The organism is Sphingomonas sp. SORGH_AS_0879 (assembly GCF_030819175.1).
Taxonomy (GTDB): Bacteria; Pseudomonadota; Alphaproteobacteria; order Sphingomonadales; family Sphingomonadaceae; genus Sphingomonas.
On record NZ_JAUTBJ010000002.1, the window covers coordinates 1,221,678 to 1,247,360 of the forward strand.

A 25,683-nucleotide genomic window follows, 5' to 3' on the forward strand; every position below is an offset into this window, starting at 1 on the left:
CATCCGTCGCGTGGGATGTCCATGGCCCTCGACTTCGCTCAGGCCGAACGGGGTTAAGGGGCAACCGCTATCGATCGGCAGACCTTCCCATCCCCGCGAGGCGGGAAAAGCGCTACCCCGAAACCAAAGTCTCCGCGCCTCCGCGTCTCCGCGCGAACCTCAATGCGCCCGAACCGGTATCCCTGCCGCCGCCAGTGCGCGATGCGCATCCGCGATCGACGCATCGCCGAAATGGAAGATCGACGCCGCCAGCACCGCCGAGGCATGGCCGTCACGCACCCCCGCGACCAGATCGTCCAGCCCGCCGACCCCGCCCGACGCCACCACCGGCACGCTGGTCCGGTCGGCGATGGTGCGGATCAATTCCAGGTCATAGCCGCCTCGCGTACCGTCCCGGTCCATCGAGGTGACCAGCAACTCGCCCGCACCGAGTTCGGCCAGTCGCAGCGCGTGTGCGACCGCGTCGATCCCGGTCGCGCGCCGCCCGCCATGGGTGAACACCTCCCAGCCATTGGCTGTCCGGCGCGCATCCACGCTGGCGACGCAGCACTGGCTGCCGAATCGCTCGGCGATGTCGGAGACGACTTCGGGGCGGCTGACGGCGGCGGAGTTGACCGCGACCTTGTCCGCGCCCGCCAGCAGCAGCGCGCGGGCATCCTCCGCCGTGCGCACCCCGCCGCCGACGGTCAGCGGCATGAAGCACACCGCCGCCGTTCGCCGCACCACGTCCAATATGGTGCCGCGCGCCTCATGGCTGGCGGTGATGTCGAGGAAACAGAGTTCGTCCGCCCCCGCCGCGTCATAGGCGCGCGCCTGTTCGACCGGATCGCCCGCATCGATCAGGTCGACGAAGTTGACGCCCTTGACCACGCGCCCATTGGCGACGTCCAGGCAGGGGATGACGCGCGCCCGGACGGTCATGCGGCCGCCGCCACCGACAGCGCCGCCGCCAGATCGAGCCGCCCGTCATAGAGCGCGCGGCCGGTGATGACGCCCTCGACCCCGTCCTGATGGTGGAGCGCCAGCATATGGATGTCGCCGATCCCCGCCACGCCGCCGCTGGCGATCACCGGGATGCGCACCGCGCGGGCCAGATCGACGGTCGCGGGCACGTTGCAGCCCTTGAGCAGACCGTCGCGGCCCACATCCGTAAACAGCAGCGACGCGACGCCCGCATCCTCGAACCGCCGCGCCAGATCCTCGACCGACACGTCCGACACGTCCGCCCAGCCGCGCGTGGCGACCATGCCGTCCTTGGCGTCGACCGCGACGACGATGCCGCCCGGATAGGTCTTGGCCATGTCGCGCACGAAGTCAGGATTCTCCAGCGCCGCAGTGCCGATCACCACGCGCGAGACGCCCAGGTCGAACCAGCGCTCGACATTCTCGGCTTTGCGGATGCCGCCACCCAGCTGGACGTGACCGGGAAAGGCTTTGACGATGGCCTGCACCGCCTCGCCATTGACCGACTCGCCCGCAAAGGCGCCGTCGAGATCGACGACGTGCAGATGCTGCGCGCCCGCTTCGGCGAACAGCATCGCCTGATGGGTGGGATCGTCGCCATAGACGGTCGCGCGGTCCATATCGCCCTCGGCCAGACGCACCACTTGGCCGCCCTTCAGGTCGATGGCGGGGAAGACGATCAGGCTCACGGATGCCACTCCAGGAAACGGGTGAGGAAGGAGAGGCCATAACGCTGGCTCTTCTCGGGGTGGAATTGCGCGCCGACCACCGTGTCGCGACCGATCGCGGCGGTGACGGGGCCTGCGTGGTCGGTGGTCGCCAGCACATGCTCGCCGGTAAAGGCAAAACTGTGGAGGAAATAGGCCTCGCCCGGCATGATCAGCGGGTGGTCGCGCGTCGGGCGGACATCGTTCCAGCCCATATGCGGGACCTTCGTCGCCGGGTCGGGGGGGGTGAGTCGCGCGACCCGGCCGGGAATCCAGCCCAGGCCGCGATGCTCGCCCATCTCCTCGCCGGTGTCGGCGAGCAGCTGCATGCCCACGCAAATGCCCAGAAAGGGGCGGGCACGGGTGAGGGCCGCCTCGCGCAGCGCCTCTTCCAGCCCGTCGACGGCGCGCAGATTGGCCGCGCACGCGCCGAATGCGCCGACGCCCGGCAACACGATCCGGTTGGCCTTGGCGATCACATCGGGGTCGGCGGTAATGACGACATCGCTCGCCCCCGCCGCGCGCAGGGCATTGTCGACCGAGTGGAGATTGCCCGACTCGATGTCGATCAGCGCCAACGTCACAGCATGCCCTTGGTCGAGGGGATGGCGTCGGCCTTGCGCGGGTCGATCTCGACCGCCATCCGCAGGGCGCGCGCCAGGCCCTTGAAGACGCTCTCGGCGATGTGATGATTGTTGTGGCCGTGGAGCAGTTCGACGTGCAGCGTGATCCCGGCTTCTTGCGCGAAACTGTGGAACCAGTGCTCGATCATCTCGGTCTGGAGCGTGCCCAGCATGGGGTTGGTGAACGGCACCTTCCACACCAGCCAGGGCCGCCCCGAAATGTCGAGCGCGGTGCGTGTCAGCACCTCGTCCATCGGCGACAGCGCCTCGCCGTAACGGCGGATGCCGCGCTTGTCGCCCAGCGCCTTGGCCAAGGCCTGTCCGATCGCCAGCGCGCTGTCCTCGGTCGTGTGGTGCCCGTCGATATGCAGGTCGCCCTCGACCTTGACCGACAGGTCGATCAGCGAATGCCGTGACAACTGGTCCAGCATATGGTCGAGAAACCCGATGCCGGTGGCGTTCTGATAGACGCCGGTGCCGTCGAGATTGACGGTGACGTCGATGACGGTTTCCGCGGTGGCGCGGTGGACGGAGGCGGTGCGCATGGCCTTCCCATAAACACCTATCCGTCCCATGCAATCTTGACCCGCGATCAAAGGCCGCTAGTCCAAGGGATATGACCGAAGGATTGCCCGACAGCCTCATCCCCTATGACGAAATCGTGCAGGAGGCCCTGCGCACGGTGGTGGGGCGTGTGCTCGGCCCGGTGGCGGAGACGGGGCACCTGCCCGGCACGCACCATTTCTATATCACTTTCAAGACCCAGGCGCCCGGCGTGGACATTCCGCAGCGGCTGATCGAGCGATTCCCGGACGAGATGACCATCGTCCTGCAGAATCGATTCTGGGACCTGACGGTGGATGAAAATCGCTTTTCGGTCGGCCTCAGCTTCAACCAGGTGCCGTCGAAGCTGGTCATTCCCTATTCGGCGATCACCCGCTTCCACGACCCGGAAGTGCAGTTCGAACTGGGCTTCCAGGTCGCCGACGATCCCGAAGGCGAACCCGATCCGCATGATTCGGCCGAAAATGACGAACCCGTCGGCAAGCCCGTCGAAGACGGCAGCAACGTCGTCGCGGTGGATTTCAAGCGGAAGAAGTAACGAAGATTGGGTTCGCGCGAAGGCGCGGAGAACGCGGAGAAGATGCGCTTCGTGGCGTCTATGGATCTGCTCCAATAGACCTGGGTGGGGCAGGATGCGGTGGCCAAATGCCAGACACCTCCGCGTTCTCCGCGCCTCCGCGCGAACCAAAAATTCCTTGTTCCCCGGCGAAGGCCGGGGCCCGGTTCTTCTGACGCGGATGGCAAAGAACGTCATCGCGTGAGAGGCGAACGCCAAGCGCTATCGATGGTTTGCAGCGACTGGACCCCGGCCTTCGCCGGGGTAGGACCTTTATATGCCGGGACCAGCATGATTAGATGGGGAACCCAATCCCCATGCGGTGAGTCCCTGTTGCCATGACCCAGACCCGTACCGAAACCGACTCGATCGGCCCGATCGAAGTCCCCGGAGACGCCTATTGGGGCGCGCAGACCGAGCGGAGCCTCGAAAACTTCCCCTTCGGCGCGCGCGAGCAGATGCCCATCGGCATCGTCCATGCGCTGGCCATCGTCAAAAAGGCCGCCGCGCGAATCAATCGTGGCCATGGCCTTGCCCCCGAAAAGGCCGACGCCATCGAATCGGCGGCGCAGGAGGTGATCGACGGGCGGCATGACGACCAGTTCCCGCTGGTGATCTGGCAGACCGGCTCTGGCACCCAATCCAATATGAACGCCAATGAGGTGATCGCGGGCCGCGCCAACGAAATCCTCACCGGCACACGCGGCGGTAAGTCGCCTGTCCACCCCAATGACGATGTGAATCGCGGCCAGTCGTCCAACGACACCTTCCCGACCGCACTCCACGTCGCCGCCGCGCTGGCGGTGACGAAGCAGCTTTTTCCTGCTCTCGACCGGCTTCATGCCGCGCTGGATGCCAAGGCGAAGGAATGGGATACGATCGTCAAGATCGGCCGCACCCATTTGCAGGATGCGACCCCGTTGACGCTGGGTCAGGAATTTTCGGGTTACGTCCAGCAACTCGCCAATGCCCGCGACCGGATCGAGGGGACGCTCCACCGCAATATCCTGCCGCTCGCACAGGGCGGGACGGCGGTCGGCACCGGCCTCAACGCGCCCAACGGCTTTGCCGAGGCGATCGCGGCGGAGATCGCGGAGGCGACCGGGCTCGATTTCGTCACCGCGCCCAACAAGTTCGAGGCGCTGGCCAGCAATGACGGGCTGGTCGACCTGCACGGCACGCTCAACGTCCTGGCGGTGGCGCTGACCAAGATCGCCAACGACATCCGTTTGCTCGGCTCCGGCCCGCGTTCGGGGCTAGGCGAGTTGGAACTGCCCGCCAATGAACCGGGCAGCTCGATCATGCCGGGCAAGGTCAACCCGACCCAGTGCGAGATGCTGACCATGGTGGCCGCACAGGTGATCGGCAACAATGCCGCCGTCACGGTGGGCGGGTTGCAGGGGCATCTGGAACTCAACGTGTTCAAGCCGTTGATCGGTGCGAATGTGCTGCGGTCGATCCATCTGCTGGCGGTCGGGATGGAAAGCTTCGCGGAACGCACGGTCGAGGGGATGACGGTCAATCGCGACCGGATCACCGAATTGCTCGACCGCTCGCTGATGCTGGTGACCGCGCTGGCACCCGAGATCGGTTATGACAATGCCGCGAAGATCGCCAAACACGCGCATCACAAGGGGCAGACGCTGAAGGAGGCCGGGCTGGAACTGGGGCTGGTCGACGAGGCGACCTTCGACCGGGTGGTGCGGCCGGAGTTGATGCTGGGGCGGTGATCGCCGGGGTTTGGTGAACCAGATATCCGTTCAGCCTGAGCGAAGTCGAAGGCCAAGGGACTCCGCCGGCCAAGCCGCTATGGCAAAGCGTGCGCTTCGACTTCGCTCAGCGCGAACGGAAGGTGGGGTATCCCGGCGGGCTTACTCCCGATCCCATCCTTTGGCCGGATAGGCGGGCAGGGCGATTCGATAATGGATCGCCGCCCCGCGCAGCACGAACCCGGCCAGCGCCGCGATCGGCCCGGCCAGCGGCACGCCCAAGAACGTCAGGATGACATAACTGGTCGACGCCAGCGCGGCGGCGGTGACGTAGAGTTCGGGACGCATCAGGATGGACGGCTCGCCCGCGATCACGTCGCGGATGATCCCGCCGACACAGGCCGACACCACCCCCAGCATCGCCGCCGGGATGGGCGAGATCCCATAGCCGCTCGCCTTGGCCGCGCCGTACACGGCATAGGCCGCCAAGCCCACCGCATCGAACCAGTCGAGCGCGCTCCCCCGCCACCAGCGCTCGGGCGTCGCCCACACCGCGATCGCCGCCATCAGGCAGACCAGCGGCACGCGCGGATCATGCACCCAGAAGACCGGCGCATCGATCAACAGGTCGCGCAACGTCCCCCCGCCGACCCCGGTGATCAGCGCGAAGAAGACCAGCGTCACCATCGTCTGGCGATGCTTGGCGGCGACCAGCGCGCCCGAAACGGCGAACACCGCCAGCCCGGCAAGGTCGAGCCAGGGCATCACGGCGGGCAGCATGGCGGTCGGTTCGGGCAGCATCGCCACCGACCCTATAGCCCCTGTCCCGCACCGGAAAGGCCGTCCGCAAGATGAATGCGACGTTATCTCGCGTTCATGCAACGGACAGTAGAATATGGACGTTACGGCGTCAGATCATTTTGAAAGGAACAATGTCATGCGGAAATTGATGCTCGCCCTGGGTTGTACCGCGATGGTCGTCCCCTCGCTGGTGCTGCCGGCTACTGCCGCCGATGCGCAGCGTCGCTACAAGTATCGCGAATGGCGCGACGATCGCGGTCGCGTCCGCTGCCGCAAGCCCGATGGCACGACCGGTCTGGTCGTCGGCGGCGTCGCGGGTGCGCTGCTGGGGCGCACGATCGATACGCGCGGCGACCGGACGCTGGGCACGCTGGGCGGTGCCGCCGTCGGCGCGCTGGCGGGTCGCGAAGTCGAGCGCGGCACCAGCAACCGTCGCTGCCGCTAAATATCCACAGGCCGGTTTGACGGAAGACAAAAAGGACGTCGCCTTCGGGTGGCGTCCTTTTCTTTTGAAGGGAAGCAACTGTTGACGCTGTCCCGATCGTGAACGGCACGTAGTTTTCGGTTCACGCAACAGGCCGACAAAGATGCGCGTTTCATCCGCATCATCATCGGGAGTCCAGTCATGCATATCGCTCTCTTGTCGGCGACGATTGCCGCCACTGCCTTTGCCGCCATGCCCGTCGCTGCCCAGCGCAACGGATGGGAAGCACGCCAGGAATATCGCGAGGACGTTCGCGATGCCCGCCGCGAATATCGTGAAGATATCCGCGACGCGCGCAAGGATTATCGTCGCGATACGCGCAATGCCCGCTGGCGCAATTACGACTATAACCGGTTCGAGCCGGGCCAGCGCGGCTATGACCCCCAACGCTATTATCGTGATGGCCGTTTCTATCAGCCCCGCACACTGGGACGGAACGACCGCATCTATCGCGGGATGAACGGTCGCTATTATTGCCGCCGCAACGACGGCACCACGGGGCTGGTGATCGGCGGTCTGGCGGGCGGTGCGCTGGGCAACATCATCGCGGGCGGCGGTTCGCGCCTTCTGGGTACGGTGATCGGCGCGGGCGGCGGCGCGCTACTGGGCCAGCAGGTCGATCGCGGTCAGGTGCGCTGCCGCTGATCCGGCAGGCCGGACGATCGGGACGGCCCGGCGGGGAGACTCGCCGGGCCGTTGCTCGTTCAGATCAGGCCGCCACCCAGCATCAGGCGAAGGCCGAAGATCAGGATCAGGATCAGGTTGAGATTGCGCCCGCTGTTCCGCGACGACAGCGCGCCCACCGCCGCGCCGACGATCGCGATGGGGATGACGAACCAATAGCCCCAGGCGAAAAAGGGCAGGAACGGCACGATGCCGAGCATAAGCGCGACAAAGCCGATAAGGATCGAGAACAGGTTCAGCATGGCGGCAAGATGGCGTCGCTCTCGCCGATGCACAAGCGGCGGGCGGACGATCCCGCACCGGGACGCCGGGTTGGCAATGGGCGATTCGCCGTTAGGGATCGCGTGCCGACCTCATGCTAGGGAGAGGGGATGATGGCCATGTCGCGACGAGTCCTTGTTCCCCTGGGGTGTCTCCTGCTCGCGGGTTGCGGAAGCGGGCAGGATGACGATGCGCAACTCAACGCGCTCGACAAGGAACTGGCTGCGATGAACGACGGCAGTCCGATGCGCGACCCGCAACTGCGCGAGGCGCTGGCGGGGCAGATCATGGTCGATCCGGGCCTGACCCAAAGCGCCAACGCCAATGCGGTGCGCCCGCCGAACCAGCCCGTCAGCGACATGCTGCCCTCGCTGCCGCTGCCCGCCGATCCGGTCGATGCCAAGACGCTGAAATCCGCGCCGCTGGCCGCGCGCGACTGCCCCGAATGTCGCGCGTCCGCCGGAGCCTTCACGCTCGCCGCGAAGGCGGGACAGCAGGCGGGCAATGCCGCTTGCGTGGGCGGCCTGCGCTATTCGGCGGGCTGGGCGGGGCGTCTGCCCGCCGCGTTCGCCGTCTATCCGGGCGGTCAGGTGGCGGAGGCGGCGGGCAATGACGCACAGGGCTGTGCCTTGCGGATCGTCAGCATCCGCACCTCCGCCCCGGCGGCCAAGGTCATCGACTATTATTACACCCGCGCCTCGGGTGCGGGCTATTCCGCCGAGCACAAGATGGACGGCGCGCAGCATGTGCTGGGCGGCACGCGGGGGGATGCGGCCTATATGATCTACGCCATCGCGCGCACCGGGGGCGGCACCGATGTCGATCTGGTGGTGAAGGGCGGGTAGGGCACGACCTTGTTCCTCCCCTTGCAGGGGAGGAAAGAGGGGCCGTCGACGGCCGCTACGGCCCAAAACGCTTGTCCTTTGCGCCGAACGCGCGGTTGCGCTAGGGGAGCGGGATTATGTCACCGCTTCTACTCGTGATGCTGGGCGGCGCGCTGGGCTCGGGGGGACGGTATTGGACGGGGCGGGTGCTGACCGATGCACTCGGCGCCGGCTTTCCGTTCGGTACGCTGGCGGTCAACTGGATCGGCTGTCTCGCCATGGGCCTGCTCGCAGGCACGCTGGCGCGGATCGGTGGGCATGAGGGGTGGCGGCTGTTCATCGGCGTCGGGGTGCTGGGGGGCTATACGACCTTCTCCGCCTTTTCGCTGGACACCATCACGCTGATCGAGCGGGGGCAGGGGGCGGTGGCGCTCGCTTACGTCGCGCTGTCTGTATTGGGTTCGCTGGCCGCTTTGTGGGCCGGGCTTTCGTTGACGAGGATTTTCGCATGACGGACTCTGTCCGCCAATTCACGGTCGGCTATGACGATGACGGCATTCGGCTGGATCGCTGGTTCAAGCGGCATCTGCCCGAAACCAGCTTCACGACGGTCGCCAAATGGGCCCGCACCGGGCAGTTGCGCGTCGACGGCGCGCGCGCGACGCCGGGCGACCGCATCATCGCGGGCCAGGTGCTGCGCGTGCCCCCCGCCGAGCCCGCCCTGGTCGAGAACAGCAAGCCGACGATGCGCCCGCGCAACATCCTGTCCGAGGATGAAGAGGCGTTCGCGCGCGAGATGGTGATCCACAAGGATCGCGACGCGCTGGTCCTCAACAAGCCGCCGGGCCTGGCGACGCAGGGGGGGACCAAGACGACCACCCATGTCGACGGGCTGCTCGACGCGCTGCAATTCGAGGCGGAGGGGCGGCCCAAGCTGGTCCATCGGCTTGACAAGGACACCTCGGGCGCGCTGCTCGTCGCGCGCAATGCGCGGGCGGCGGCGTTCTTCGCCAAGGCCTTTTCGGGGCGCACCGCCAAGAAGATCTACTGGGCGCTGGTCGTCGGCGTCCCCTCGATCGAGGACGGCACGATCGAACTGCCGATCGGCAAGCAGCCGGGCACCGGCGGCGAGAAGATGCATGTCGACGAGGAGAACGGCCAGGCGGCGCGCTCGCGCTACCGGGTGATCGAGCGGGCGGGCAATCGCTGCTGCTGGGTCGAGTTGCAGCCCTTCACGGGCCGCACCCATCAGTTGCGCGTGCACATGGCGGCGATCGGCCATCCGATCGTCGGCGACGGCAAATATGGCGGGGCGGCGGCGTTCCTGACCGGCGGGATCAGCCGCAAGATGCACCTGCATGCGCGCCGCATCCGGGTCGATCACCCGGATGGCGGGCGGATCGACCAGACCGCCGAACTGCCCAGCCACTTCGCCGAGTCGATGAACCAGCTCGGCTTCGACGAGATTCGCGGCGATGTCCTGCCCCATGACGAGGATCGCGGTCCGCCGCCCAAGGATGTGCTGAAGCAGCGGGCCAAGGCGCATGCCAAACAATATCGCAAGGAACGCCGCGGCGAACGGCGGGGCCGGGGCGCGCGCTGATTCAATACTCCCCGGTACGGGGAGGGGACCATGCGAAGCATGGTGGAGGGGGCGAGCCGCAAGGGGACGCCCTGTGTGGAATCCCCCTCCGTCAGGGCTTCGCCCTGCCACCTCCCCGTGCCGGGGAGGATCGTCAGGCGGCCCGCCCCAACAGATGCCGCCCGGTGCCGCGCAGCACCAGCGTCGCCAGCGCATAGCAACCCAGCGCCCCGGCCAACGCGACCGGCAGGATCCACAGGCCCATGACGTCCGGTGCGGCGGGCGGGTCGGTCAGGATGCCGAAGGCTCTGCCCTGGGGTAGCGACCACAGTCCGACATGGGCGGGGAATAGCGGCTTCGTCACCGCGACGGCGGCGAAGCAGAAGGCGAACAGATACAGCAGCATCGCCGCCAGCACCGCACCGAATGCCGCCACGCTGCGCCCCGACCGGACCAGCATCGCGCGGAGCAGGGGCGCGGGGCGATCCTCCGCCAAAGCACCCGCCAGCCGATATTCCTGAACGAACCGCGCCGCCAGCGCGTGCGGCGATCCCAACGCCGACAGGCTTGTCTCCAGCCTCTCCGGTCCGGCGGCAAGGCTGTCGGTCAGATGGCTCTCGATCTCGCGGACGATACCGGTCCGATCCTCGGCGGGGATCGCCTGGAGCGACCAGCGGAGACGGCGCACATAGTCGGCGATGGTTCGGGCGGGCTCGGTCATGGCTGATCCTCCACTAGGGTCGTGATGGTGGTGCGAAAGTCGATCCAGGCGGCGCGCATCGCAGTGGCGAGCGCGGCCCCTTCCGCGGTCAGGCGATAATATTTGCGCGGATTGCCGCCCTCGGCGGGCAATTCCCAGCGCGCGGCGATGCGGCCCGATTTCTCCAACCGGCTGAGCAGCGGATAGAGGGTGCCCTCGCTCACCAGGTCACCGCCTTCGCGGATACGTGCGAGGATTTCGACGCCATACGCCTCTCCACGTGCGAGCACGCAGAGCAGTACCAGCTCGGCCGCCCCTTTGCGCAATTGTGACTGCCAACCCGCGATATCCATGCGCCATGATATAATGCCATACACCTTGCTATGCAAGGTTGGGTATTGCTAATGGGTCTTCGTAGGTAACGGACACGGAAAGCCCCGCCGACCAGAAGGTCGACGGGGCTCCGACGAAACCGGGGGGAGGGGGCCAACCCCCTGAAATCAGGGTGTTAGCGGCAATAGCCGGGGTTGTTCGACTTTTCGATCGCATGACCGGCCAGCGCACCGGCGCCACCGCCCAGGATCGTGCCGAGGGTGCGGTCACCCCGGGTGTCGATGGTGCGGCCGAGCAGGCCACCGGCGATCGCGCCGACGATGGTGCCCGTGGTGCCGCTGTTGCAGCGCTGCGGGCCGCGATTGTAATAGCCGCGATCATAACCGCCGCGACGGTCATAATAGCCACGATCATAGCCCGGGCCACGGTTGTAACCGTCCGAATAGGCCCCGCCATAGGCGCGGTCATAGCGGTCGTAATAACGCTGCGCCGAAGCGGCGGTGGGAACCATGGCCGTGGCGCCGACGGCAAGGGCGGCAGCAGCGAGCGAGAGCTTCTTGAACATCACAATCTCCCTTGATCTTCGATCCGGCGGCGGCGGGGCTTCCCGTCGTCGTTGATGCTCTTCTGCCCGATTCGCGGTGATGGGATGCTGAATGCGTTTGTTAGCATTCGTTCATCGAACGTGGGCGCTTCCCCCGCACCCGGCTTGCCGATAGGAGAGGGCGGATGACGCGACCGCGCCTTGCCCTGTTCGATTGCGACGGCACCCTTGTCGATAGCCAGGCCAATATCTGCCTCGCCGCCGTGGAGGCGTTCACCCTGTCCGGCCTGACTCCGCCGCCCCCCCCGGCGATCCGCCGCATCGTCGGCCTGAGCCTGGTCGAGGCGATGCGCGTGCTCGCCCCCGACCAGCCGGAGGCGGCGCACCATCGCCTCGCCGCCGACTATAAGGCCGCCTTTTTCCGGCTGCGGACCGAGGGCGCGATGGAGCCCGAGCCCTTGTTCGAGGGGATCGTGGCGCTGCTCGACCATCTGGCCGAACAGGGCTGGCTGATGGGCGTGGCGACCGGCAAGTCCGATCGCGGGCTGGCGCGGGTGCTGGCCGAACATGGGCTGGCGCATCATTTCGTCACGTTGCAGACTGCCGACCGTCACCCGTCCAAGCCCGACCCGTCGATGGTCCTTGCCGCCATGGCCGAAACCGGGGTGGCCGCCGAAGACGTGGCGATGATCGGGGATACGAGCTTCGACATGGCGATGGGCAAGGCGGCGGGCGCCTTCGCGGTCGGTGTCGCCTGGGGCTATCATGACGTGCACGAACTGGTGAAGGCAGGGGCCGAGGTCGTCGCGCAAGAGGTGGCCGACCTGCCAGCCCTGCTGGTGCGGCCATGAGCGAGGATATCGCACGCGCCCGGCGGCGCTGGCTGGTCATCGTCGCGGTACGACTGATCGGCGTGGCGGGTGCGGTGTTCGGCATCGTCCTGGCCTCGCGCGGGGTGGCCTGGCCGCACAAGGTGCTGGGCGTGGCGATCGTCCTGTCGGCACTGGCGATGATCGCGATCGTGCCCGCCGGGCTGGCGCATCGCTGGCGGAGTGGTGGCGAGTGAAGCGTTTCTGGAAGCAGGTCGACGTCGATGCCGATCGCGTCGTGCGGCTGGACGATCGCCCGGTGCGGACGCCGGGCCGTACCCCGCTGGCCCTGCCCACGTCGGCGCTGGCCGAGGCGGTGGCCGGGGAGTGGCGCTCGGTCGGCGAGACGGTCGATCCGCGGGCGATGCCGCTGACCGGGCTGGCCAATGCCGCGATCGACCGGATCGCGGTCGATCCGGCCCCCTTCGCCGCCGGGCTGGCGCGCTATGCCGAAAGCGATCTGCTCTGTTACCGCGCGGATTCGCCGCCGGAGCTGATCGTGCGGCAGGATGCGGTGTGGAACCCGCTGCTCGACTGGGCGCGCGACCGCTATGACGTTCAATTCACGCTGGTGACGGGAATCATGCACCAGCCGCAGCCCGAGGCGACCGTCGCGCGGCTGTCGCAGGCGGTGGCGGCGCTGGGGGCGTTTCAACTGGCCGCGCTGTCACCGGTGGTGACGATCAGCGGGTCATTGATCCTGGCGTTGGCGTTGCTGGAGGGGGCGGCGGACGCCGATACCGTGTGGACGGCGGCGCATGTCGACGAGGATTTCCAGGCCGAGCAATGGGGTGAGGATTATCTCGCGGTCGAAGCGCGGGAGGCGAAGCGTCGGGAGTTCGATGCGGCGGTCGGATTCTTGAAGGCGCTCGGGGGGTGATCTGCCTGCACGGAGCGTGCCGGGCTTTTGATCGATCCCGCCCTCCGTTCGCGTTCTGCAACTCCGGTCGGAACGTCTCGACCCGCCCACTCCTCCGTTCGCGCTGAGCGAAGTCGAAGTGCACGCGACACCGCCGCCCCGAAGCGACGAACCCCTTACTTCGTCGTCAGCTTCCGGATGAATCCGATCAGCCCGGTCTGGCGCGAACGCTTCAGCCGTTCGGCCTGGAGGATGGTCTTCACCCCCTGGAAGCATTGCTCCACATCGTCGTTGACCAGAACATAGTCGTACCCGTCCCAGTGACTGACCTCGTTCGCGGCGCGGGCCATGCGGGCGTCGATCACCTCGACCGAATCGGTCGCACGGCGCTCCAGCCGCTGGCGGAGTTCCTCCATCGAGGGGGGGAAGATGAACACGCGCACCACGTCGCCGCCCGCGATCTGGAAAAGCTGCTGCGCACCCTGCCAGTCGATGTCGAACAGAACGTCCTTGCCCGCCGCCAGCATCGCCTCGACCTGTGCGCGCGGGGTGCCATAGCGATTGTCGAAGACATGCGCCCATTCGAGGAATTCGTCATTCGCCACCATCCGGCGAAACTCTTCCAGATCGACGAAGTGATAGTCCTTCCCATCGACCTCGCCGGGCCGCATTTCGCGCGTCGTCGCCGACACCGACATTTGCAGGCCGTCATCATCGGCCAGCAGCTTGCGCGCGATGGTCGACTTGCCCGCGCCCGAGGGAGAGGACAGCACGAACAGCATGCCGCGGCGCTTCAGCTTGTGGGGATCGTCGGGATGGGCAGGCGAATTGGACATGCCTGCCTTTGACGCACGCGGTCGCAGCGCGTCAAGACATGCTTGACGCGCTGCGACAAGTGGAGCGGGACGAAACCGCCCTTAGTAGCGGTCGCCCGCGATTTTGCTGGCTTTGTGCCGGTCATAGGCCTTCTTGGCCGCATAGCCGCCGCCGAGCAGCAGGCCGAGCGGACCCAGGCGCCGCATTCCGCCGACCGCCAGCGCGCCCAGCGCCGCGCCCTTCAGGCCGCTATTGCCGTCGCGGCGGCTGACTTCGCGCCCGACCAGCGCTCCCACGATCCGTCCGATCATTGCACCTCTCCGAAAACACGGTCCTTGAGTTCACCCGCGCCGCGCAGCACCGCCCATCCCACCGCATAGGTGATGGCGAGCGGCAGCACGATCTTCAGGACATTGGCGGTCACCGCGCCGATGATCGCGCCATCGGCGACGCCATCGTCACCCGACATGCCATCGATCGCGGAGCCGACCAGCGCTCCGATTGTCGTTGCACCCATGCTCATGCCCTTCGTTGCTTGGGACAGGAAAAGCATGGGACGGGGGATGGGTTCCGTGGGGGCTAATCCTCCCCGGTACGGGGAGGTGGCAGGCCGAAGGCCTGACGGAGGGGGGCTTCCACACAAGACGTCCCTGGCGGCGAGCCCCCTCCACCATGCTTCGCATGGTCCCCCTCCCCGTGCCGGGGAGGATTGATGGGATTAACCCTTCGCCGCGACCTTGGCCTCGATCGCGTCCCAGATCAGCGCGGCGACATCGGTGCCGTCGAATTTCTCGATCGCGACGATGCCCGTGGGGGAGGTGACGTTGATCTCGGTCAGCCATTCGCCGCCGATCACGTCGATCCCGACGAACAGCAGCCCGCGCCGCTTGAGTTCCGGCCCGAGCACCGCGCAGATCTCGCGCTCGCGCTCCGTCAGCTCGGTCTTCTGCGCCGAACCGCCGACCGCCAGGTTGGAGCGAATCTCGCCTTCGCCCGGCAGGCGGTTGATCGCGCCCGCCACTTCGCCGTCGATCAGGACGATGCGCTTGTCGCCCTTGGCCACGGCGGGGAGGAACGCCTGGACCATGTGCGGCTCGCGATAGGCGGTGTTGAACACCTCGATCAGCGCGGACAGGTTCGCGCCGTCGCGCCCGACCTTGAAGATCGCCTTGCCGCCATTGCCGTGGAGAGGCTTGATGACGATCTCGCCATGCTGGGCCAGGAACGCACGCGCTTCGTCGAGCGAGCGGGTGACCAGCGTCGGCGGCATGAACTGCGGATAGTCGAGGACGAAGACCTTTTCCGGCGCGTTGCGCACGCTGCGCGGATTGTTGACCACCAGCGTCTTCTCGGCGACCCGCTCCAGCAAATGGGTCGCGGTGATATAGCCCAGGTCGAAGGGCGGGTCCTGCCGCATCAGCACGACATCGGCCTCATCGCCCAGATCGAGTTTTACGGGATCGCCGAAGTCGTAATGGTCGCCCGCGACCCGCTGGACGGTGACGGGGTGAGCCCTGGTCCAGAGATGCCCGTCCGACCAGTTGAGGTCGCCCGCATCGTAATGAAACAGCCTGTGCCCACGCGTCTGGGCGGAGAGCATCAGCGCGAAGGTCGAATCGCCCGCGATGTTGATCTGGTCCATCGGGTCCATCTGGACGGCGACGGTCAGTGGCTTGGACATGGGGACGTTCCTTCGTTCGGGCGGGTCTTTCGGGAGGGGAGGTAATCCTTCGCTCGTCCGCTGTCACCCGCACCAGGCATTTTCGATGTGACGCGGCCGGGTGCCCGGCGCGAGCAGGATCACGTCGACCCGGATATCGTCGCCTGGCCCGGCGTAAGTCGGCATCAGCACCTCGGCGGCGGCGGCCACCCGCGCGAGCCGCCGCTCGTCGATCGCGAAGTCCAGTTCTGCGGCGGTCTTGCGCGTCTTCACCTCCACGAACGCGACCAGCGACCCGCGCCGCGCGATCAGGTCGACCTCGCCCGCAGGCGTGCGAACGCGGCGGGCGAGGATGGTCCAGCCCTTCAGGCGCAACCACCAGGCGGCGAGGCGTTCACCGCGTCGGCCTGCTGCTTCGGCACGCTGGCGTTCGGGTGTCGGTCCTTTGGAGATGGAACGCCCGCCCTCGCTCGCTGTCAGAGAACGGATACGGGGTCGTATGCGGACATGATCGGATGCCATGCCATATGGTGCGAAGCGGAATCGATGGGCGCAAGCCCGTATCGATCCGGTTTCGTTTCGGCCCTCAAGCCGCCACTTCCTCCGGCCCGGTCAGCCACGCCAAGCTGTCCTCGGTGGGATCGAACACCCGGAGATAGGGCTGGGTCATCAGTCGCCGGATCTGCTGGCGCCCGATCGCGCTGCCGTTGATCATCGCGATCCGGCTGGCACGGGGGAAGTCGCGCAGCGCTTCGTGCACCGTCATGATCGCATCCTTGGGCTGGACGTTGATCGCCGACATGTCGATGCGCAGCCGATAGCCGGGGCGGAAACCGCTGCGCCGGAAGGCGTCCAGCAATTCCCGGGCATAGCGCATGGCGATCTCGGGCGTGAAATGCCCGGTCCACTGGATGTCGAGCAGGTTGAGGTCGTGACGAAATTGGAAGGCGTACATGGGGAGCGGCTCCTGATCTCTCCCTGCGCGACCGATCCTTGCCGAATCGCTAATGCCGGACCCTAATCGCCTGAATTGTCGTCCTTCATCGCCAGTGCGCGGGCATAGAGCGTCTTGCGGTCGAGCCCCAGCGCCTTGGCCACCTCGCTTGCCGCGCGACCGACGGGCAGGCGGGTCAGCGCTTCTGCCAGCGCGGCGTCGGCGTCCTGTTCGGTGGCGGGGGGCGCTTCGCCCGGCGGTGCGACGACGATCGCGATCTCGCCCTTGGGGCCCCCTTCGGCATAGCGGGCGGCGAGGGTGGAGAGGGTGCCGGTCACCGCCTCCTCGAACTTCTTGGTGATCTCGCGCGTCACCGCCGCCTCGCGGTCGCCCAATCCTTCCGCCAGCGCGGTCAGCGTCGCGGCGAGGCGGGGCCCCGATTCGTAGAGGACCAGCGTCGCCCGGATGCCCGCGATCTCGGCAATGGCGTCGGCGCGCGCCTTTTCCTTGGGCGGCAGGAAGCCCGCGAACAGGAACCGGTCGGTCGGCAGGCCCGCCAGCGTCAGCGCGGCGATGGCGGCGCAGGGGCCGGGGATCGTCACGACCATGTGGCCCGCCGCGCGCGCATCGCGGACCAGCTTGTAGCCGGGGTCGGAGATCAGCGGCGTGCCCGCGTCGGAAACCAGCGCCACCGCCTGGGTCGCCATGCGGGCGATCAGGCCGGGGCGGACATGCTCGGCATTATGGTCATGATAGGGCTGCATGGGCCGTTTGATGCCGATATGGCGGAGCAGCCCGGCGGTCACGCGGCTGTCCTCCACCGCGATGACATCGGCCTTTGTCAATATGTTGGCCGCGCGGGGGGACAGATCGCCGAGATTGCCGATAGGGGTCGCGACGATGTACAGGCCGGGTTCGAGAATAGGTTCGGATTGGGTCACGGGGATCGTCATGACAGAGGCAGGGCTGTTCGTACAACCGGGGGCCGTCATTCCGCGCTCCGGAAAAATGGGGGCGGGGCGGCTGGGCCGCGCGGTGGCGCTGGCCGCGACGCTGTTTCTGGCGGCATGTCAGACGATCGTGCCGCGCGGGCCGGTCGAACAACCCCCGGCGCGCCCCGAACAGACCAGCCCGCGCCCCTCGACCGAGGTCGAGCCCGGCCTGCCGCGCGATACGGCGCGGCACCGCATCGCGCTGCTCGTACCGTTATCGGGCAGCAATGCCGGGGTGGGCCAGTCGATCGCCAATGCGACGATGATGGCGCTGCTCGACGCGCAGGCCGACACGATCCGAATCACCAATTACGACACCACGCCCGGCGCGGCGGCGGCGGCGCAAAAGGCGATCGCGGAGGGCGCGCAACTGATCCTGGGGCCTTTGCTGTCCGAGGATGTCCGCGCGGTCGCCCCCGTCGCGCGGGCGGCGAAGGTGCCGGTCATCAGCTTCTCCAACGATGCGGGCGTGGCCGGGAACGGCACCTATCTGATGGGCTATACCCCCGCCCAGTCGATCGACCGGGTGGTCGATTATGCGCGCGGGCGGGGCGTCACCAGCTTTGCGGGGCTGGTGCCCAACGGCCTTTATGGCGAGCGCGCCTCGACCGCCTTTCTTCGCGCGGTCGAAGGGGCGGGGGGACAGGTCGTCTCGCTCCAGCCCTATGGCCGGGTCGCGGGCGGCATCGCGGGGGCGGCGCAGCGGCTGAGCGCCAAGGCGCCCTATGACGCGGTGCTGATCGCCGATGGCGGCGCGGCGGCGGCGGCGGCGGCGCCGATCCTGAAGCGTGGGTCGGGCGCGACGACGCGGCTGCTGGGCACCGAATTGTGGAATTCCGAATCGGGTATCGCCGCGCGCGCGCCGCTGAACGGGGCATGGTTCGCCAGCGTGTCGAACAACCTCTACCGCCAATATGCCGCCAAATATCGCGCCCGGTTCAAGGCCGCGCCCTATCGCCTGTCGAGCCTGGGCTATGACGCGGTGCTGCTGACCGTGCGGATCGCGCGCGACTGGAAGGTCAACGCGGCCTTCCCCGAAGCCAGGCTGCGCGCGGCGGATGGTTTTTCCGGGATCGACGGCGCCTTCCGCTTCGGCCGCGACGGCGTGGCCGAGCGCGCGCTGGAGGTGCAGGAGATCCGCGGCGGCACGGCGGTGACGGTGTCGCCCGCGCCGACCGGGTTCGGGGATTGAGCGACGACGCCATCGTCGTGATGTGCGCGGCGGCCTCCCGCGAAGAGGCCGCCGTCATCGCCCAGGCGCTGGTGGAAGGGCGGCTGGCCGCCTGTGTTCAGATGATGCCGATTGAAAGCTGGTATCGCTGGAACGGCGCGGTGCAGCACGAGCCGGAGGTGATGCTGCACATCAAGACGCTTCGGAGCCGCTTCGCCCCATTGTGCGAGGCGATCGAGGCGCTGCACAGCTATGACGTGCCGGAGATCGTCGCCGTGCCGATCACCGACGCCTCGCCGCGCTATCTGGCGTGGTTGCGGGATGAAACGCGGCCCTGAGCTTTCCCCTGCAATTAGAGGAATGGACTGAGGATCGATCCGAACCGGTCGCCACGGATCACGAAACCGATTCGGTCACCACCACTTCGCGCAGGATCGCATCGAGCAGCAACGCGCCCGCATCGGTGACGATCAGCCGCTCGGCCTCCATCCGCACCAGCCCTTGCCGCGACAGCAGGGCCACCGCATCCCGGTCCACCATATAGCGTCCCCCGGCCAGCGTCGTCACGCGCGCCAGGTCCACGCCCTCGGTCAGGCGTAGCCCCATGACCAGCGCCTCGGTCGCGCGGGTGATGGGGGGGAGGGTTTCCTCCACCTCGATGCCATGGCCGTTGCGCTCAACCGCCGTCATCCAGTTTTCGGGTTTCTTGCGGCGCACCGTCGCCACGCCCTCGCGTCGGCCATGTGCGCCGGGGCCGATCCCGGCATAGTCGCCATAGCGCCAATAGGTCAGGTTATGGCGGCTCTCCGCCCCGATCCGGGCATGATTGGAGGTTTCATAGGCGGGCAACCCGGCGGCGGCGGTGATCGCGCGCGTCGTCTCGAACAGGTCGGCGGCGGCATCGCCGTCGGGGATGGTCAGCCGCCCCGCCGCCGCCTCGGTATGGAAGCGAGTGCCGGGCTCGATCGTCAGTTGGTACAGCGACAGATGCTCGGTGCCATAGCCGATCGCACGGGTCAGCTCGGCCTCCCAGTCGGGCAAAGGCTGGCCGGGGCGGGCATAGATCAGGTCGAAGCTGACCCGACCGAACAATCCTTGTGCCGTCTGGAGTGCGCGCAGCGCCTCGTCCACGCCGTGTGCGCGGCCTAGGAAATGCAGCGCCTCGTCATCCAGCGCCTGCACGCCCAGCGAGGCGCGGTTCACCCCGGCGGCGGCGAGATCGGCGAAGCGGGCCGCCTCGACCGAAGAGGGATTGGCCTCCAGCGTGATCTCGATCCCCTCGGCAAAGCCCCAATGGCGCTCGGCGGCGTCCAGGATCGCGGCGACGGTGGCGGGCGGCATCAGCGAGGGGGTGCCACCGCCGAAGAAGATCGACGTCAACCGCCGCCCCGGCAACGCCGCCGCCTCATGCGCCAGGTCGGCGAGCAGCGCCTTGGCCCACGCCGCCTGGTCCACCGATTCGCGGACATGGCTGTTGAAGTCGCAATAGGGGCATTTGGAGACGCAGAAGGGCCAATGGACATAAAGCGCCAGCGGGGCGGGGGCCAAAGGCGAAACGGTCGATATTGCGGAGGACATGATGCGCCCCGATATGGCGGCGATGGTCGCACTTCGCCATCTCTTATCGCTGCCCGTCCTTGCCGCCTTGCTGGCGGGATGCGGGCCCATGGTGTCCGCGCCCAAGATGTCCGCTCAGGGCGGCTCGACCGAGCGCGCCCCGGCGCGGGTAGTCGAGCAACGCCCCTCCGACACACCCGCCGCACGCGGGGCGGGTCTGCTCCGTCAGGCGATGCTGGACGGCCACCGCGCGGCGCGGGCCGAGGTCGGGCTGCCACCGCTGGTCTGGGACGACCGGCTGGCGGCGAGTGCCTTGGCCTATGCGCAGGAGATGGCGCGGACCGGGCGCTTCCAGCATGCCGAGCAGCCGATGGGGCCGACCCGACAGGGCGAGAATCTGTGGACCGGCACGCGCGGCGCCTATCGCTATGACGAGATGATGGGGCATTGGGTGGCGGAGAAGCGCGATTTCGTGAACCTGCCCATCCCCCAGGCCAGCCGCACCGGTCAGTTCGGCGACGTGGCGCATTACACCCAGATCGTCTGGGCCCGATCCACGGCGGTCGGTTGCGCGATGGCGAGCAACAGGCGCGACGACTTCCTCGTTTGCCGCTATAGCCCCACCGGTAACGTCGTCGGCGAGCGGAGCTTCTGACTCGCGCGGAACGGCGGGAAGGCAATATGCAATGGCGAATCCCTATGATCCGATGGCCTGGCTGACCTTCTGGACCGCGCCCGCACGCTTCGCGGTAATGGCGGGCGAATCGATGCTGAGCGCGCAGAGCGTGATGGCGACCCGTATGGGCGCGATGGCGACCGGCACATCCTCGGCGGCGGAAATGACCCTGATGGTCAGTGAGAAGGCGAAGGCCTTCGACCAGTCGGCCAAGGTCTGGAACCGCGATCAGGCGGCCCTGTCGCGGCTGTCCCGACACGACCCGCGCGGCGGGATGCTGGATGCCTGGGAAACGATGGCGCGCGCCATGCTGATCGGCGCGTCGATGCCGGTCCAGGCGATGGCGCCGGTGCACCGCGCGGTGACCGCCAACCAGAAGCGGCTGGCCAAGGGTTAACTTCATCCTCCCCGGCACGGGGAGGGGGACCATCCGAAGGATGGTGGAGGGGGGATCGCCGTAAAGGGCATCCTTTGCGGAAGCCCCCCTCCGTCAGGCCTTCGGCCTGCCACCTCCCCGTGCCGGGGAGGATTGTTTAGAATACCGCCTTCACCAACTGGCCGAACGCATCGGCGCGGTGGCTGATGCGGTTCTTTTCGTCCTGGTCCATCTCGGCGAAGGTTTCGGTATAGCCGATCGGCTGGAAAATCGGGTCATAGCCATGGCCCTTGTCGCCGCGCGGTGGCCACACGATCGTGCCGTCGACGCGCCCCTCGAACCATTCGACATGGCCGTCGGGCCAGCCAACCGCCAGCGCGCAGACGAAATGCGCCGCGCGGCTCATGTCCGGTTCCTCGTTCAGCCGATCCTCGACCGCGCGCATGGCCATCGCGAAATCCTTGGTCGGCCCCGCCCAGCGCGCCGAGAACAGGCCCGGATCGCCGCCCAGCGCATCGACGCACAAGCCGCTGTCGTCGGACAGCGCGGGAAGCCCCGACAGGTCCGCCGCCGCCAGCGCCTTCAATTCGGCATTGGCGACGAAGGTGGTGCCGGTCTCCTCCGGTTCGGGCAGGTCCAGATCGCCCGCCGCGATCACCTCGACGCCGTAAGGGGCGAGCAGTTCGCGAAATTCGACGATCTTGCCCTTGTTGTGGCTGGCCAGCACCAGCTTGCCGGGTTCGAGCTTGCGGATCGCCTGACGGCCGTTTCCTTCGCCGCTCATGCGCGGATCGCCCGGTCCTGCGCGGCGAAGATCTCGGTACAGCCCATGCGCGCCAGGCGGAGCAGACGGAGCAGCGCCTCTTCGTCATAGGTGGCGTGTTCGGCGGTCGCCTGGACCTCGGCGATATGGCCGTTCTCGATCAGCACGAAGTTCGCGTCGGCATCGGCACCCGAATCCTCGATATAGTCGAGGTCGAGCACGGGCGTGCCCTGATGGATGCCGCAGGACACGGCGGCGACCTTGTGGCGGATCGGATCGCTGGTCAGCTTGCCCTCGGCGAGGAGCTTGTTGACCGCCATGCGCAGTGCGACCCATGCGCCCGAAATGGCGGCGGTGCGGGTGCCGCCATCGGCCTGGATCACGTCGCAGTCGAGCGTGATCTGCCGCTCGCCCAGCGCCTTCAGGTCGCAGACGGCGCGCAAGGATCGGCCGATCAGCCGCTGGATTTCCTGGGTGCGGCCCGACTGCTTGCCCTTGGCCGCCTCGCGACTGCCGCGCGTGTGGGTGGCGCGGGGGAGCATGCCATATTCGGCCGTGACCCAGCCTTCGCCCTTGCCGCGCAGGAAGGGGGGGACGCGCTCCTCGACGCTGGCGGTGACGAGCACCTTGGTATCGCCGAACCCGATCAGCACCGATCCTTCGGCGTGGCGGGTGAAATTCGGCTCGATGGTGATGGGACGCATCTGGTCGGGCATCCGGCCGGACGGGCGCATAGTCTTCTCCTTGTTCCTTGACCCCAGCCCTAACCGCCCCCCGCGAATAGCGCCAGAGAGGACGGCGGCGATCGGAAGACACTCTATCTTCTCTGCGCCCTCTGCGCCTCTGCGCGACAAAATGGTTCACGCGAAGCCGCGAAGGCGCGAAGAGGGGACTGAAAATCTTCGTGCCTTCGCGGCTTCGCGTGAACACTCTCTTTTTTGCGCGCAGAGGCGCAGAGGGCGCAGAGAAGATAGAGTGTCTTCCGATCGCGGTTGAGTGGCGCGCCGCGCGTGCCTACATTTCCGTCATGGTCACCCTACCGATCACCGAGCTGACCGACCGGGCGCGCGATATTTTCCGCGTGGTGGTCGACAGCTATCTGACCAGCGGCCAGCCCGTGGGGTCGAAGACGATCGCGCTGTCGGGGATCAACCTGTCGCCTGCCTCGATCCGCAACGTGTTGCAGGAACTGGAGGAGCGCGGGCTGCTCGCCGCGCCGCATACCAGTGCGGGGCGGATGCCGACCGATATGGGACTGCGGCTGTTCGTCGACGGCATGATGCACGCGATGGAGCCCAGTATCGAGGAGCGTACCGCGATCGAGGCGCGCGCCGCGCGCTCCGGCCCGGTCGAGGAAGCACTGGCCGCCACGACGGCGGTTCTGTCCGGGCTGTCGGCCTGTGCGGGCCTCGTCATGGTGCCCAAGCGAGAGATGAAGTTGCGTTCGATCGGCTTCGTCCCGCTTTCGCCGACCCAGGCGCTGGCCGTGCTGGTGGCGGAGGATGGCGCGGTCGAGAACCGGGTTCTCGAACTGCCGCCCGGCATGACAGGGTCTGCACTGATCGAGGCGGGCAACTACCTGTCCGCCACCCTCGCCGGGCTGACGCTGGGCCAGGCGCGTGAGCGGCTGGAGCGGGAACTGGCGGCTGGCCGCGCGGCGCTGGACGGCGCGGCGCGGGCGCTGGTCGAACAGGGGCTGGCCGTCTGGAGCGAGGATGGCGAACGCCGTCCCATCCTGATCGTGCGCGGGCAGGGGCGGCTGATCGATGCCGCCGCCGCCGCCGATCTGGAACGGGTGCGCGACCTGCTCGACGATCTGGAAGGCAAGCAGGAGATCGCGCATCTGCTCGATTCCGCGCGCGGCCGGGGATTCGACACGGATCTTCATCGGCGCGGAGAACAAATTGTTCGCGCTGTCGGGATCGTCGGTGATCGCGCGGCCGTTTCGCGGGCTGGACGGCCAGGTGGTCGGTGTGGTCGGCGTAATTGGCCCCACGCGGTTGAACTATGCCCGCGTCGTGCCCATGGTGGATTTCACGGCGGCAACGCTTGCCCGGATGATGGGCTGAACAGGGATTATGATGAGCGACAACAAGACGAACGAAACCCAGACCGATCTTCGCGATGAAACGGCGGAGGCCGCGCCCGAAGTGGCGGGGCAGGACCGTCTGGCCGAGCTGGAGAACCAGTTGGCCGAGGCCAAGCAGCAATATCTCTATGCCCAGGCTGAGATTCAGAATGTCCGCCGCCGCGCCGAAAAGGAATCGGCGGACGCGCGCAACTATGCCGCGACGTCCTTCGCGCGCGACATCCTGTCGGTTGCCGACAACCTCCAGCGCGCCCTGGCGACCATCCCCGCCGACCTGCGCGAGGATGACAAGTGGAAGGGGCTGGTGACCGGCCTCGATGCGACGGGCCGCGAGATGGACAGCGTGCTGGGCCGCCACGGCATCACCAAGATCGACGCGATGGGCCAGCCTCTGGACCCCAACAGGCATCAGGCGATGATCGAAATGCCCTCCGACCAGGAGCCGGGCACGATCGTGCAGGAGATGCAGTCGGGCTACATGATCAAGGACCGCCTGCTGCGCCCCGCGTTGGTGGCGGTGGCGAAGAAGCCGGACTGATCCGGTCCTTGCGTGATGCGTGATGGAAGGGCGGGCCTGTGGGTCCGCCCTTTTTTGTATCGGAGTGCGGGGCTTTCCCTCCTCGCTAAGCCCCCCGAAACGGCACCAGCGTCTCATACTGAGCCACCGGCGGCGCGCCCGCCACCACCGCGCCCCGCCGCAACAGAAAGGCATGGCGCACGATCTCCGCCTGCTGCTCGATGCCATAGCGGGTGAACGCCTGCCCCGGCTTCAGCGCATAGTCGTACCGGCAGAAGGGATGGCGCTTCAGCGGCAGGAAGATGCCCCGCTGATGCTGCCAGATATGCACCATCTCATGCACGAACAGCCCCTGTTCATGCAGCGGGCAGGCGCCGAAATCCTCGCGCCACAGTCCGCCCTCGGGGTGGAAATGGATGCAGCCGGTCGGCGCCATCACCGTGTTGCGCGGTTGGAAGAACGCCCATTTGGTCGGGGACAGCCGCACCCGGTCATAATCGATCGCGTCGCCGAAGACGCTTCGCGCCAGCGCTTCCTCCGCGGGAGTGAGGGGACGTTTCGTCACGAACCCTGCGGTGCCGGATCGGCCGCGCCGATCACCCGTGCCCCCTGGCGCAGCCGGGTGCCGTCCGAAAAGGTCAGGAGCAGCGACAGGATGCGCCCCGGCTTCACACCCGGATTCATGTCGTACAACATCACATGCCGCCCGCCCGGCTGAAAGGCGACCGTGCCGCCCGCCGGGATCGACACCTTGTCGACCTTCTTCATCGCCATTCCACCTTCGTGCATCTCGGACGTGATGGCGACATCGCTGCTGACCGAGATGAGGTCGAGGGGCTTCGGCCCGCCATGGACGATGAAATAGGCCGCCGCCGGGCGGCCCGGCACGGCGGCGAGGCGGACCCAGCCCTCCTCGGCATAAAGCTCGGGCTTTTGCGAGCATCCGGTCAGCGCCGCCGTCCCGACCAGTGCCGAAAGCCCCAGAAAAATGGCGCGACGCATGACAAACCCTCCCGTTTCGGCAAATCCTGACGCGACCCTAGGTTCCATCCAATCTTGCGGCAACGGA

General features: G+C 67.4%; 36 protein-coding genes and 1 pseudogene. 16 read left to right on the plus strand and 21 right to left on the minus strand.

Translation table 11 applies throughout. The features are described from left to right. Nucleotides 1–159: 159 nt before the first annotated feature. Genes hisF through hisB form a run of 4 tightly spaced genes read right to left on the minus strand, consistent with a single transcriptional unit; the run spans nucleotide 160 to nucleotide 2,838 of the window. The gene (gene hisF / locus QE379_RS06535) at nucleotides 160–921 is read right to left on the minus strand and encodes an imidazole glycerol phosphate synthase subunit HisF (RefSeq protein ID WP_306998996.1); all 762 of its coding nucleotides are present in this window, start codon (nucleotides 919–921) and stop codon (nucleotides 160–162) included. Further along, on the minus strand, nucleotides 918–1,652 hold the full coding sequence (gene hisA / locus QE379_RS06540; RefSeq protein ID WP_306998998.1) for a 1-(5-phosphoribosyl)-5-[(5-phosphoribosylamino)methylideneamino]imidazole-4-carboxamide isomerase: 735 nt from the start codon (nucleotides 1,650–1,652) through the stop codon (nucleotides 918–920). Before hisA ends, hisF begins: the two co-directional genes overlap by 4 nt. Then, nucleotides 1,649–2,254, minus strand: a complete 606-nt coding sequence (hisH, locus tag QE379_RS06545; protein WP_306999000.1) for an imidazole glycerol phosphate synthase subunit HisH — start codon at nucleotides 2,252–2,254, stop codon at nucleotides 1,649–1,651. The genes hisA and hisH overlap by 4 nt, the downstream gene beginning before the upstream one ends. Beyond that, a complete protein-coding gene (gene hisB, locus QE379_RS06550) occupies nucleotides 2,251–2,838 on the minus strand; it encodes an imidazoleglycerol-phosphate dehydratase HisB (protein ID WP_306999002.1) in 588 nt (195 codons plus the stop codon). The genes hisH and hisB overlap by 4 nt, the downstream gene beginning before the upstream one ends. A 71-nt stretch (nucleotides 2,839–2,909) precedes the next feature. Between hisB and QE379_RS06555 the strand changes: the two genes are divergently transcribed. Then, nucleotides 2,910–3,395: an SspB family protein gene (locus tag QE379_RS06555; RefSeq protein WP_306999004.1), complete on the plus strand. Its 486-nt coding sequence runs from the start codon at nucleotides 2,910–2,912 to the stop codon at nucleotides 3,393–3,395. Between the two features lie 356 nt (nucleotides 3,396–3,751). Beyond that, on the plus strand, nucleotides 3,752–5,143 hold the full coding sequence (gene fumC, locus QE379_RS06560) for a class II fumarate hydratase (RefSeq protein WP_306999006.1): 1,392 nt from the start codon (nucleotides 3,752–3,754) through the stop codon (nucleotides 5,141–5,143). A gap of 141 nt (nucleotides 5,144–5,284) precedes the next feature. Here the strand turns inward: fumC and QE379_RS06565 are convergent, their stop codons facing one another. Continuing rightward, nucleotides 5,285–5,923, minus strand: a complete 639-nt coding sequence (locus tag QE379_RS06565; protein ID WP_306999009.1) for a trimeric intracellular cation channel family protein — start codon at nucleotides 5,921–5,923, stop codon at nucleotides 5,285–5,287. 136 nt (nucleotides 5,924–6,059) lie between these two features. Here QE379_RS06565 and QE379_RS06570 point away from each other — a divergent pair, with 136 nt between their 5' ends. Both QE379_RS06570 and QE379_RS06575 read left to right on the plus strand, forming a co-directional pair. Continuing rightward, entirely contained in the window at nucleotides 6,060–6,368 is a 309-nt protein-coding gene (locus QE379_RS06570) for a glycine zipper 2TM domain-containing protein (protein ID WP_306999011.1), read from the plus strand. Between the two features lie 180 nt (nucleotides 6,369–6,548). Continuing rightward, nucleotides 6,549–7,052, plus strand: a complete 504-nt coding sequence (locus tag QE379_RS06575; protein ID WP_306999013.1) for a glycine zipper 2TM domain-containing protein — start codon at nucleotides 6,549–6,551, stop codon at nucleotides 7,050–7,052. A gap of 59 nt (nucleotides 7,053–7,111) precedes the next feature. On the opposite strand, the gene QE379_RS06580 is transcribed toward QE379_RS06575, so the two are convergent. Further along, the gene (locus tag QE379_RS06580; protein WP_267434441.1) at nucleotides 7,112–7,333 is read right to left on the minus strand and encodes a hypothetical protein; all 222 of its coding nucleotides are present in this window, start codon (nucleotides 7,331–7,333) and stop codon (nucleotides 7,112–7,114) included. A 138-nt stretch (nucleotides 7,334–7,471) separates the two neighbouring features. Between QE379_RS06580 and QE379_RS06585 the strand changes: the two genes are divergently transcribed. From QE379_RS06585 to QE379_RS06595, 3 genes are all read left to right on the plus strand, one after another. Continuing rightward, nucleotides 7,472–8,197: a hypothetical protein gene (locus QE379_RS06585; RefSeq protein ID WP_306999015.1), complete on the plus strand. Its 726-nt coding sequence runs from the start codon at nucleotides 7,472–7,474 to the stop codon at nucleotides 8,195–8,197. 116 nt (nucleotides 8,198–8,313) lie between these two features. Continuing rightward, nucleotides 8,314–8,688, plus strand: a complete 375-nt coding sequence (crcB, locus tag QE379_RS06590) for a fluoride efflux transporter CrcB (RefSeq protein WP_306999017.1) — start codon at nucleotides 8,314–8,316, stop codon at nucleotides 8,686–8,688. After that, a complete protein-coding gene (locus tag QE379_RS06595) occupies nucleotides 8,685–9,779 on the plus strand; it encodes an RluA family pseudouridine synthase (RefSeq protein WP_306999019.1) in 1,095 nt (364 codons plus the stop codon). The genes crcB and QE379_RS06595 overlap by 4 nt, the downstream gene beginning before the upstream one ends. Nucleotides 9,780–9,912: 133 nt before the next feature. Here the strand turns inward: QE379_RS06595 and QE379_RS06600 are convergent, their stop codons facing one another. The 3 genes from QE379_RS06600 to QE379_RS06610 all read right to left on the minus strand — a co-directional run bounded on the left by QE379_RS06600 (nucleotide 9,913) and on the right by QE379_RS06610 (nucleotide 11,356). After that, nucleotides 9,913–10,479 (minus strand): hypothetical protein, encoded by a 567-nt coding sequence (locus QE379_RS06600; RefSeq protein ID WP_306999020.1) that lies wholly within the window; start codon nucleotides 10,477–10,479, stop codon nucleotides 9,913–9,915. Further along, a complete protein-coding gene (locus tag QE379_RS06605) occupies nucleotides 10,476–10,811 on the minus strand; it encodes a PadR family transcriptional regulator (protein ID WP_306999022.1) in 336 nt (111 codons plus the stop codon). The genes QE379_RS06600 and QE379_RS06605 overlap by 4 nt, the downstream gene beginning before the upstream one ends. A gap of 155 nt (nucleotides 10,812–10,966) precedes the next feature. Then, nucleotides 10,967–11,356: a glycine zipper 2TM domain-containing protein gene (locus QE379_RS06610; protein ID WP_230481276.1), complete on the minus strand. Its 390-nt coding sequence runs from the start codon at nucleotides 11,354–11,356 to the stop codon at nucleotides 10,967–10,969. Nucleotides 11,357–11,520: 164 nt separating this feature from the next. On the opposite strand from QE379_RS06610, the gene QE379_RS06615 reads away from it, so the two are divergent. Genes QE379_RS06615 through QE379_RS06625 form a run of 3 tightly spaced genes read left to right on the plus strand, consistent with a single transcriptional unit; the run spans nucleotide 11,521 to nucleotide 13,084 of the window. Continuing rightward, a complete protein-coding gene (locus QE379_RS06615; RefSeq protein ID WP_306999025.1) occupies nucleotides 11,521–12,186 on the plus strand; it encodes an HAD-IA family hydrolase in 666 nt (221 codons plus the stop codon). Beyond that, entirely contained in the window at nucleotides 12,183–12,401 is a 219-nt protein-coding gene (locus QE379_RS06620; RefSeq protein WP_267434449.1) for a hypothetical protein, read from the plus strand. Before QE379_RS06615 ends, QE379_RS06620 begins: the two co-directional genes overlap by 4 nt. Beyond that, nucleotides 12,398–13,084, plus strand: coding sequence for an ATP12 family chaperone protein (locus QE379_RS06625; RefSeq protein WP_306999027.1), 687 nt, complete (start codon nucleotides 12,398–12,400; stop codon nucleotides 13,082–13,084). Before QE379_RS06620 ends, QE379_RS06625 begins: the two co-directional genes overlap by 4 nt. A 155-nt stretch (nucleotides 13,085–13,239) precedes the next feature. Here the strand turns inward: QE379_RS06625 and gmk are convergent, their stop codons facing one another. The 7 genes from gmk to rsmI form a co-directional block, all read right to left on the minus strand. After that, a complete protein-coding gene (gmk, locus tag QE379_RS06630; protein ID WP_306999030.1) occupies nucleotides 13,240–13,899 on the minus strand; it encodes a guanylate kinase in 660 nt (219 codons plus the stop codon). 81 nt (nucleotides 13,900–13,980) lie between these two features. After that, complete coding sequence (locus QE379_RS06635) at nucleotides 13,981–14,190, minus strand: hypothetical protein (protein ID WP_267434452.1); 210 nt, start codon at nucleotides 14,188–14,190, stop codon at nucleotides 13,981–13,983. Next, complete coding sequence (locus QE379_RS06640) at nucleotides 14,187–14,396, minus strand: hypothetical protein (protein ID WP_306999032.1); 210 nt, start codon at nucleotides 14,394–14,396, stop codon at nucleotides 14,187–14,189. Before QE379_RS06640 ends, QE379_RS06635 begins: the two co-directional genes overlap by 4 nt. Nucleotides 14,397–14,597: 201 nt before the next feature. After that, nucleotides 14,598–15,560: a glutathione synthase gene (gshB, locus tag QE379_RS06645; RefSeq protein ID WP_306999034.1), complete on the minus strand. Its 963-nt coding sequence runs from the start codon at nucleotides 15,558–15,560 to the stop codon at nucleotides 14,598–14,600. 63 nt (nucleotides 15,561–15,623) lie between these two features. Beyond that, a complete protein-coding gene (locus tag QE379_RS06650) occupies nucleotides 15,624–16,061 on the minus strand; it encodes a YraN family protein (RefSeq protein ID WP_306999036.1) in 438 nt (145 codons plus the stop codon). Nucleotides 16,062–16,125: 64 nt separating this feature from the next. Next, a complete protein-coding gene (locus QE379_RS06655) occupies nucleotides 16,126–16,494 on the minus strand; it encodes an STAS/SEC14 domain-containing protein (RefSeq protein WP_306999038.1) in 369 nt (122 codons plus the stop codon). A gap of 62 nt (nucleotides 16,495–16,556) precedes the next feature. Beyond that, nucleotides 16,557–17,426 carry a 16S rRNA (cytidine(1402)-2'-O)-methyltransferase gene (rsmI, locus tag QE379_RS06660; RefSeq protein ID WP_306999040.1) on the minus strand — a complete coding sequence of 290 codons (870 nt, stop codon included), beginning with the start codon at nucleotides 17,424–17,426 and terminating at the stop codon, nucleotides 16,557–16,559. A gap of 55 nt (nucleotides 17,427–17,481) precedes the next feature. Between rsmI and QE379_RS06665 the strand changes: the two genes are divergently transcribed. Continuing rightward, nucleotides 17,482–18,657, plus strand: coding sequence for a penicillin-binding protein activator (locus tag QE379_RS06665; RefSeq protein ID WP_307003111.1), 1,176 nt, complete (start codon nucleotides 17,482–17,484; stop codon nucleotides 18,655–18,657). Continuing rightward, nucleotides 18,654–18,974, plus strand: coding sequence for a divalent-cation tolerance protein CutA (gene cutA, locus QE379_RS06670; protein ID WP_306999042.1), 321 nt, complete (start codon nucleotides 18,654–18,656; stop codon nucleotides 18,972–18,974). The genes QE379_RS06665 and cutA overlap by 4 nt, the downstream gene beginning before the upstream one ends. A gap of 58 nt (nucleotides 18,975–19,032) precedes the next feature. Here the strand turns inward: cutA and hemW are convergent, their stop codons facing one another. Beyond that, the gene (gene hemW, locus QE379_RS06675) at nucleotides 19,033–20,214 is read right to left on the minus strand and encodes a radical SAM family heme chaperone HemW (RefSeq protein WP_306999044.1); all 1,182 of its coding nucleotides are present in this window, start codon (nucleotides 20,212–20,214) and stop codon (nucleotides 19,033–19,035) included. Between hemW and QE379_RS06680 the strand changes: the two genes are divergently transcribed. Then, nucleotides 20,213–20,848, plus strand: a complete 636-nt coding sequence (locus QE379_RS06680; protein WP_306999046.1) for a CAP domain-containing protein — start codon at nucleotides 20,213–20,215, stop codon at nucleotides 20,846–20,848. The two genes, hemW and QE379_RS06680, sit on opposite strands and share 2 nt — an antisense overlap. Before the next feature lie 31 nt (nucleotides 20,849–20,879). Then, nucleotides 20,880–21,266, plus strand: coding sequence for a hypothetical protein (locus tag QE379_RS06685; RefSeq protein WP_306999048.1), 387 nt, complete (start codon nucleotides 20,880–20,882; stop codon nucleotides 21,264–21,266). A gap of 136 nt (nucleotides 21,267–21,402) precedes the next feature. Here the strand turns inward: QE379_RS06685 and rdgB are convergent, their stop codons facing one another. Then, entirely contained in the window at nucleotides 21,403–22,029 is a 627-nt protein-coding gene (rdgB, locus tag QE379_RS06690; RefSeq protein ID WP_306999050.1) for an RdgB/HAM1 family non-canonical purine NTP pyrophosphatase, read from the minus strand. Continuing rightward, entirely contained in the window at nucleotides 22,026–22,742 is a 717-nt protein-coding gene (gene rph, locus QE379_RS06695; protein WP_306999052.1) for a ribonuclease PH, read from the minus strand. The genes rdgB and rph overlap by 4 nt, the downstream gene beginning before the upstream one ends. Before the next feature lie 293 nt (nucleotides 22,743–23,035). Between rph and hrcA the strand changes: the two are divergent. Beyond that, nucleotides 23,036–24,077 (plus strand): annotated as a pseudogene (hrcA, locus tag QE379_RS06700) (heat-inducible transcriptional repressor HrcA). A gap of 12 nt (nucleotides 24,078–24,089) precedes the next feature. Next, a complete protein-coding gene (gene grpE, locus QE379_RS06705; protein WP_307003112.1) occupies nucleotides 24,090–24,635 on the plus strand; it encodes a nucleotide exchange factor GrpE in 546 nt (181 codons plus the stop codon). Between the two features lie 85 nt (nucleotides 24,636–24,720). Here the strand turns inward: grpE and QE379_RS06710 are convergent, their stop codons facing one another. Both QE379_RS06710 and QE379_RS06715 read right to left on the minus strand, forming a co-directional pair. After that, nucleotides 24,721–25,179, minus strand: coding sequence for a vgr related protein (locus QE379_RS06710; protein ID WP_306999054.1), 459 nt, complete (start codon nucleotides 25,177–25,179; stop codon nucleotides 24,721–24,723). Continuing rightward, complete coding sequence (locus tag QE379_RS06715; RefSeq protein WP_306999056.1) at nucleotides 25,176–25,616, minus strand: copper chaperone PCu(A)C; 441 nt, start codon at nucleotides 25,614–25,616, stop codon at nucleotides 25,176–25,178. The genes QE379_RS06710 and QE379_RS06715 overlap by 4 nt, the downstream gene beginning before the upstream one ends. Nucleotides 25,617–25,683: the final 67 nt, after the last annotated feature.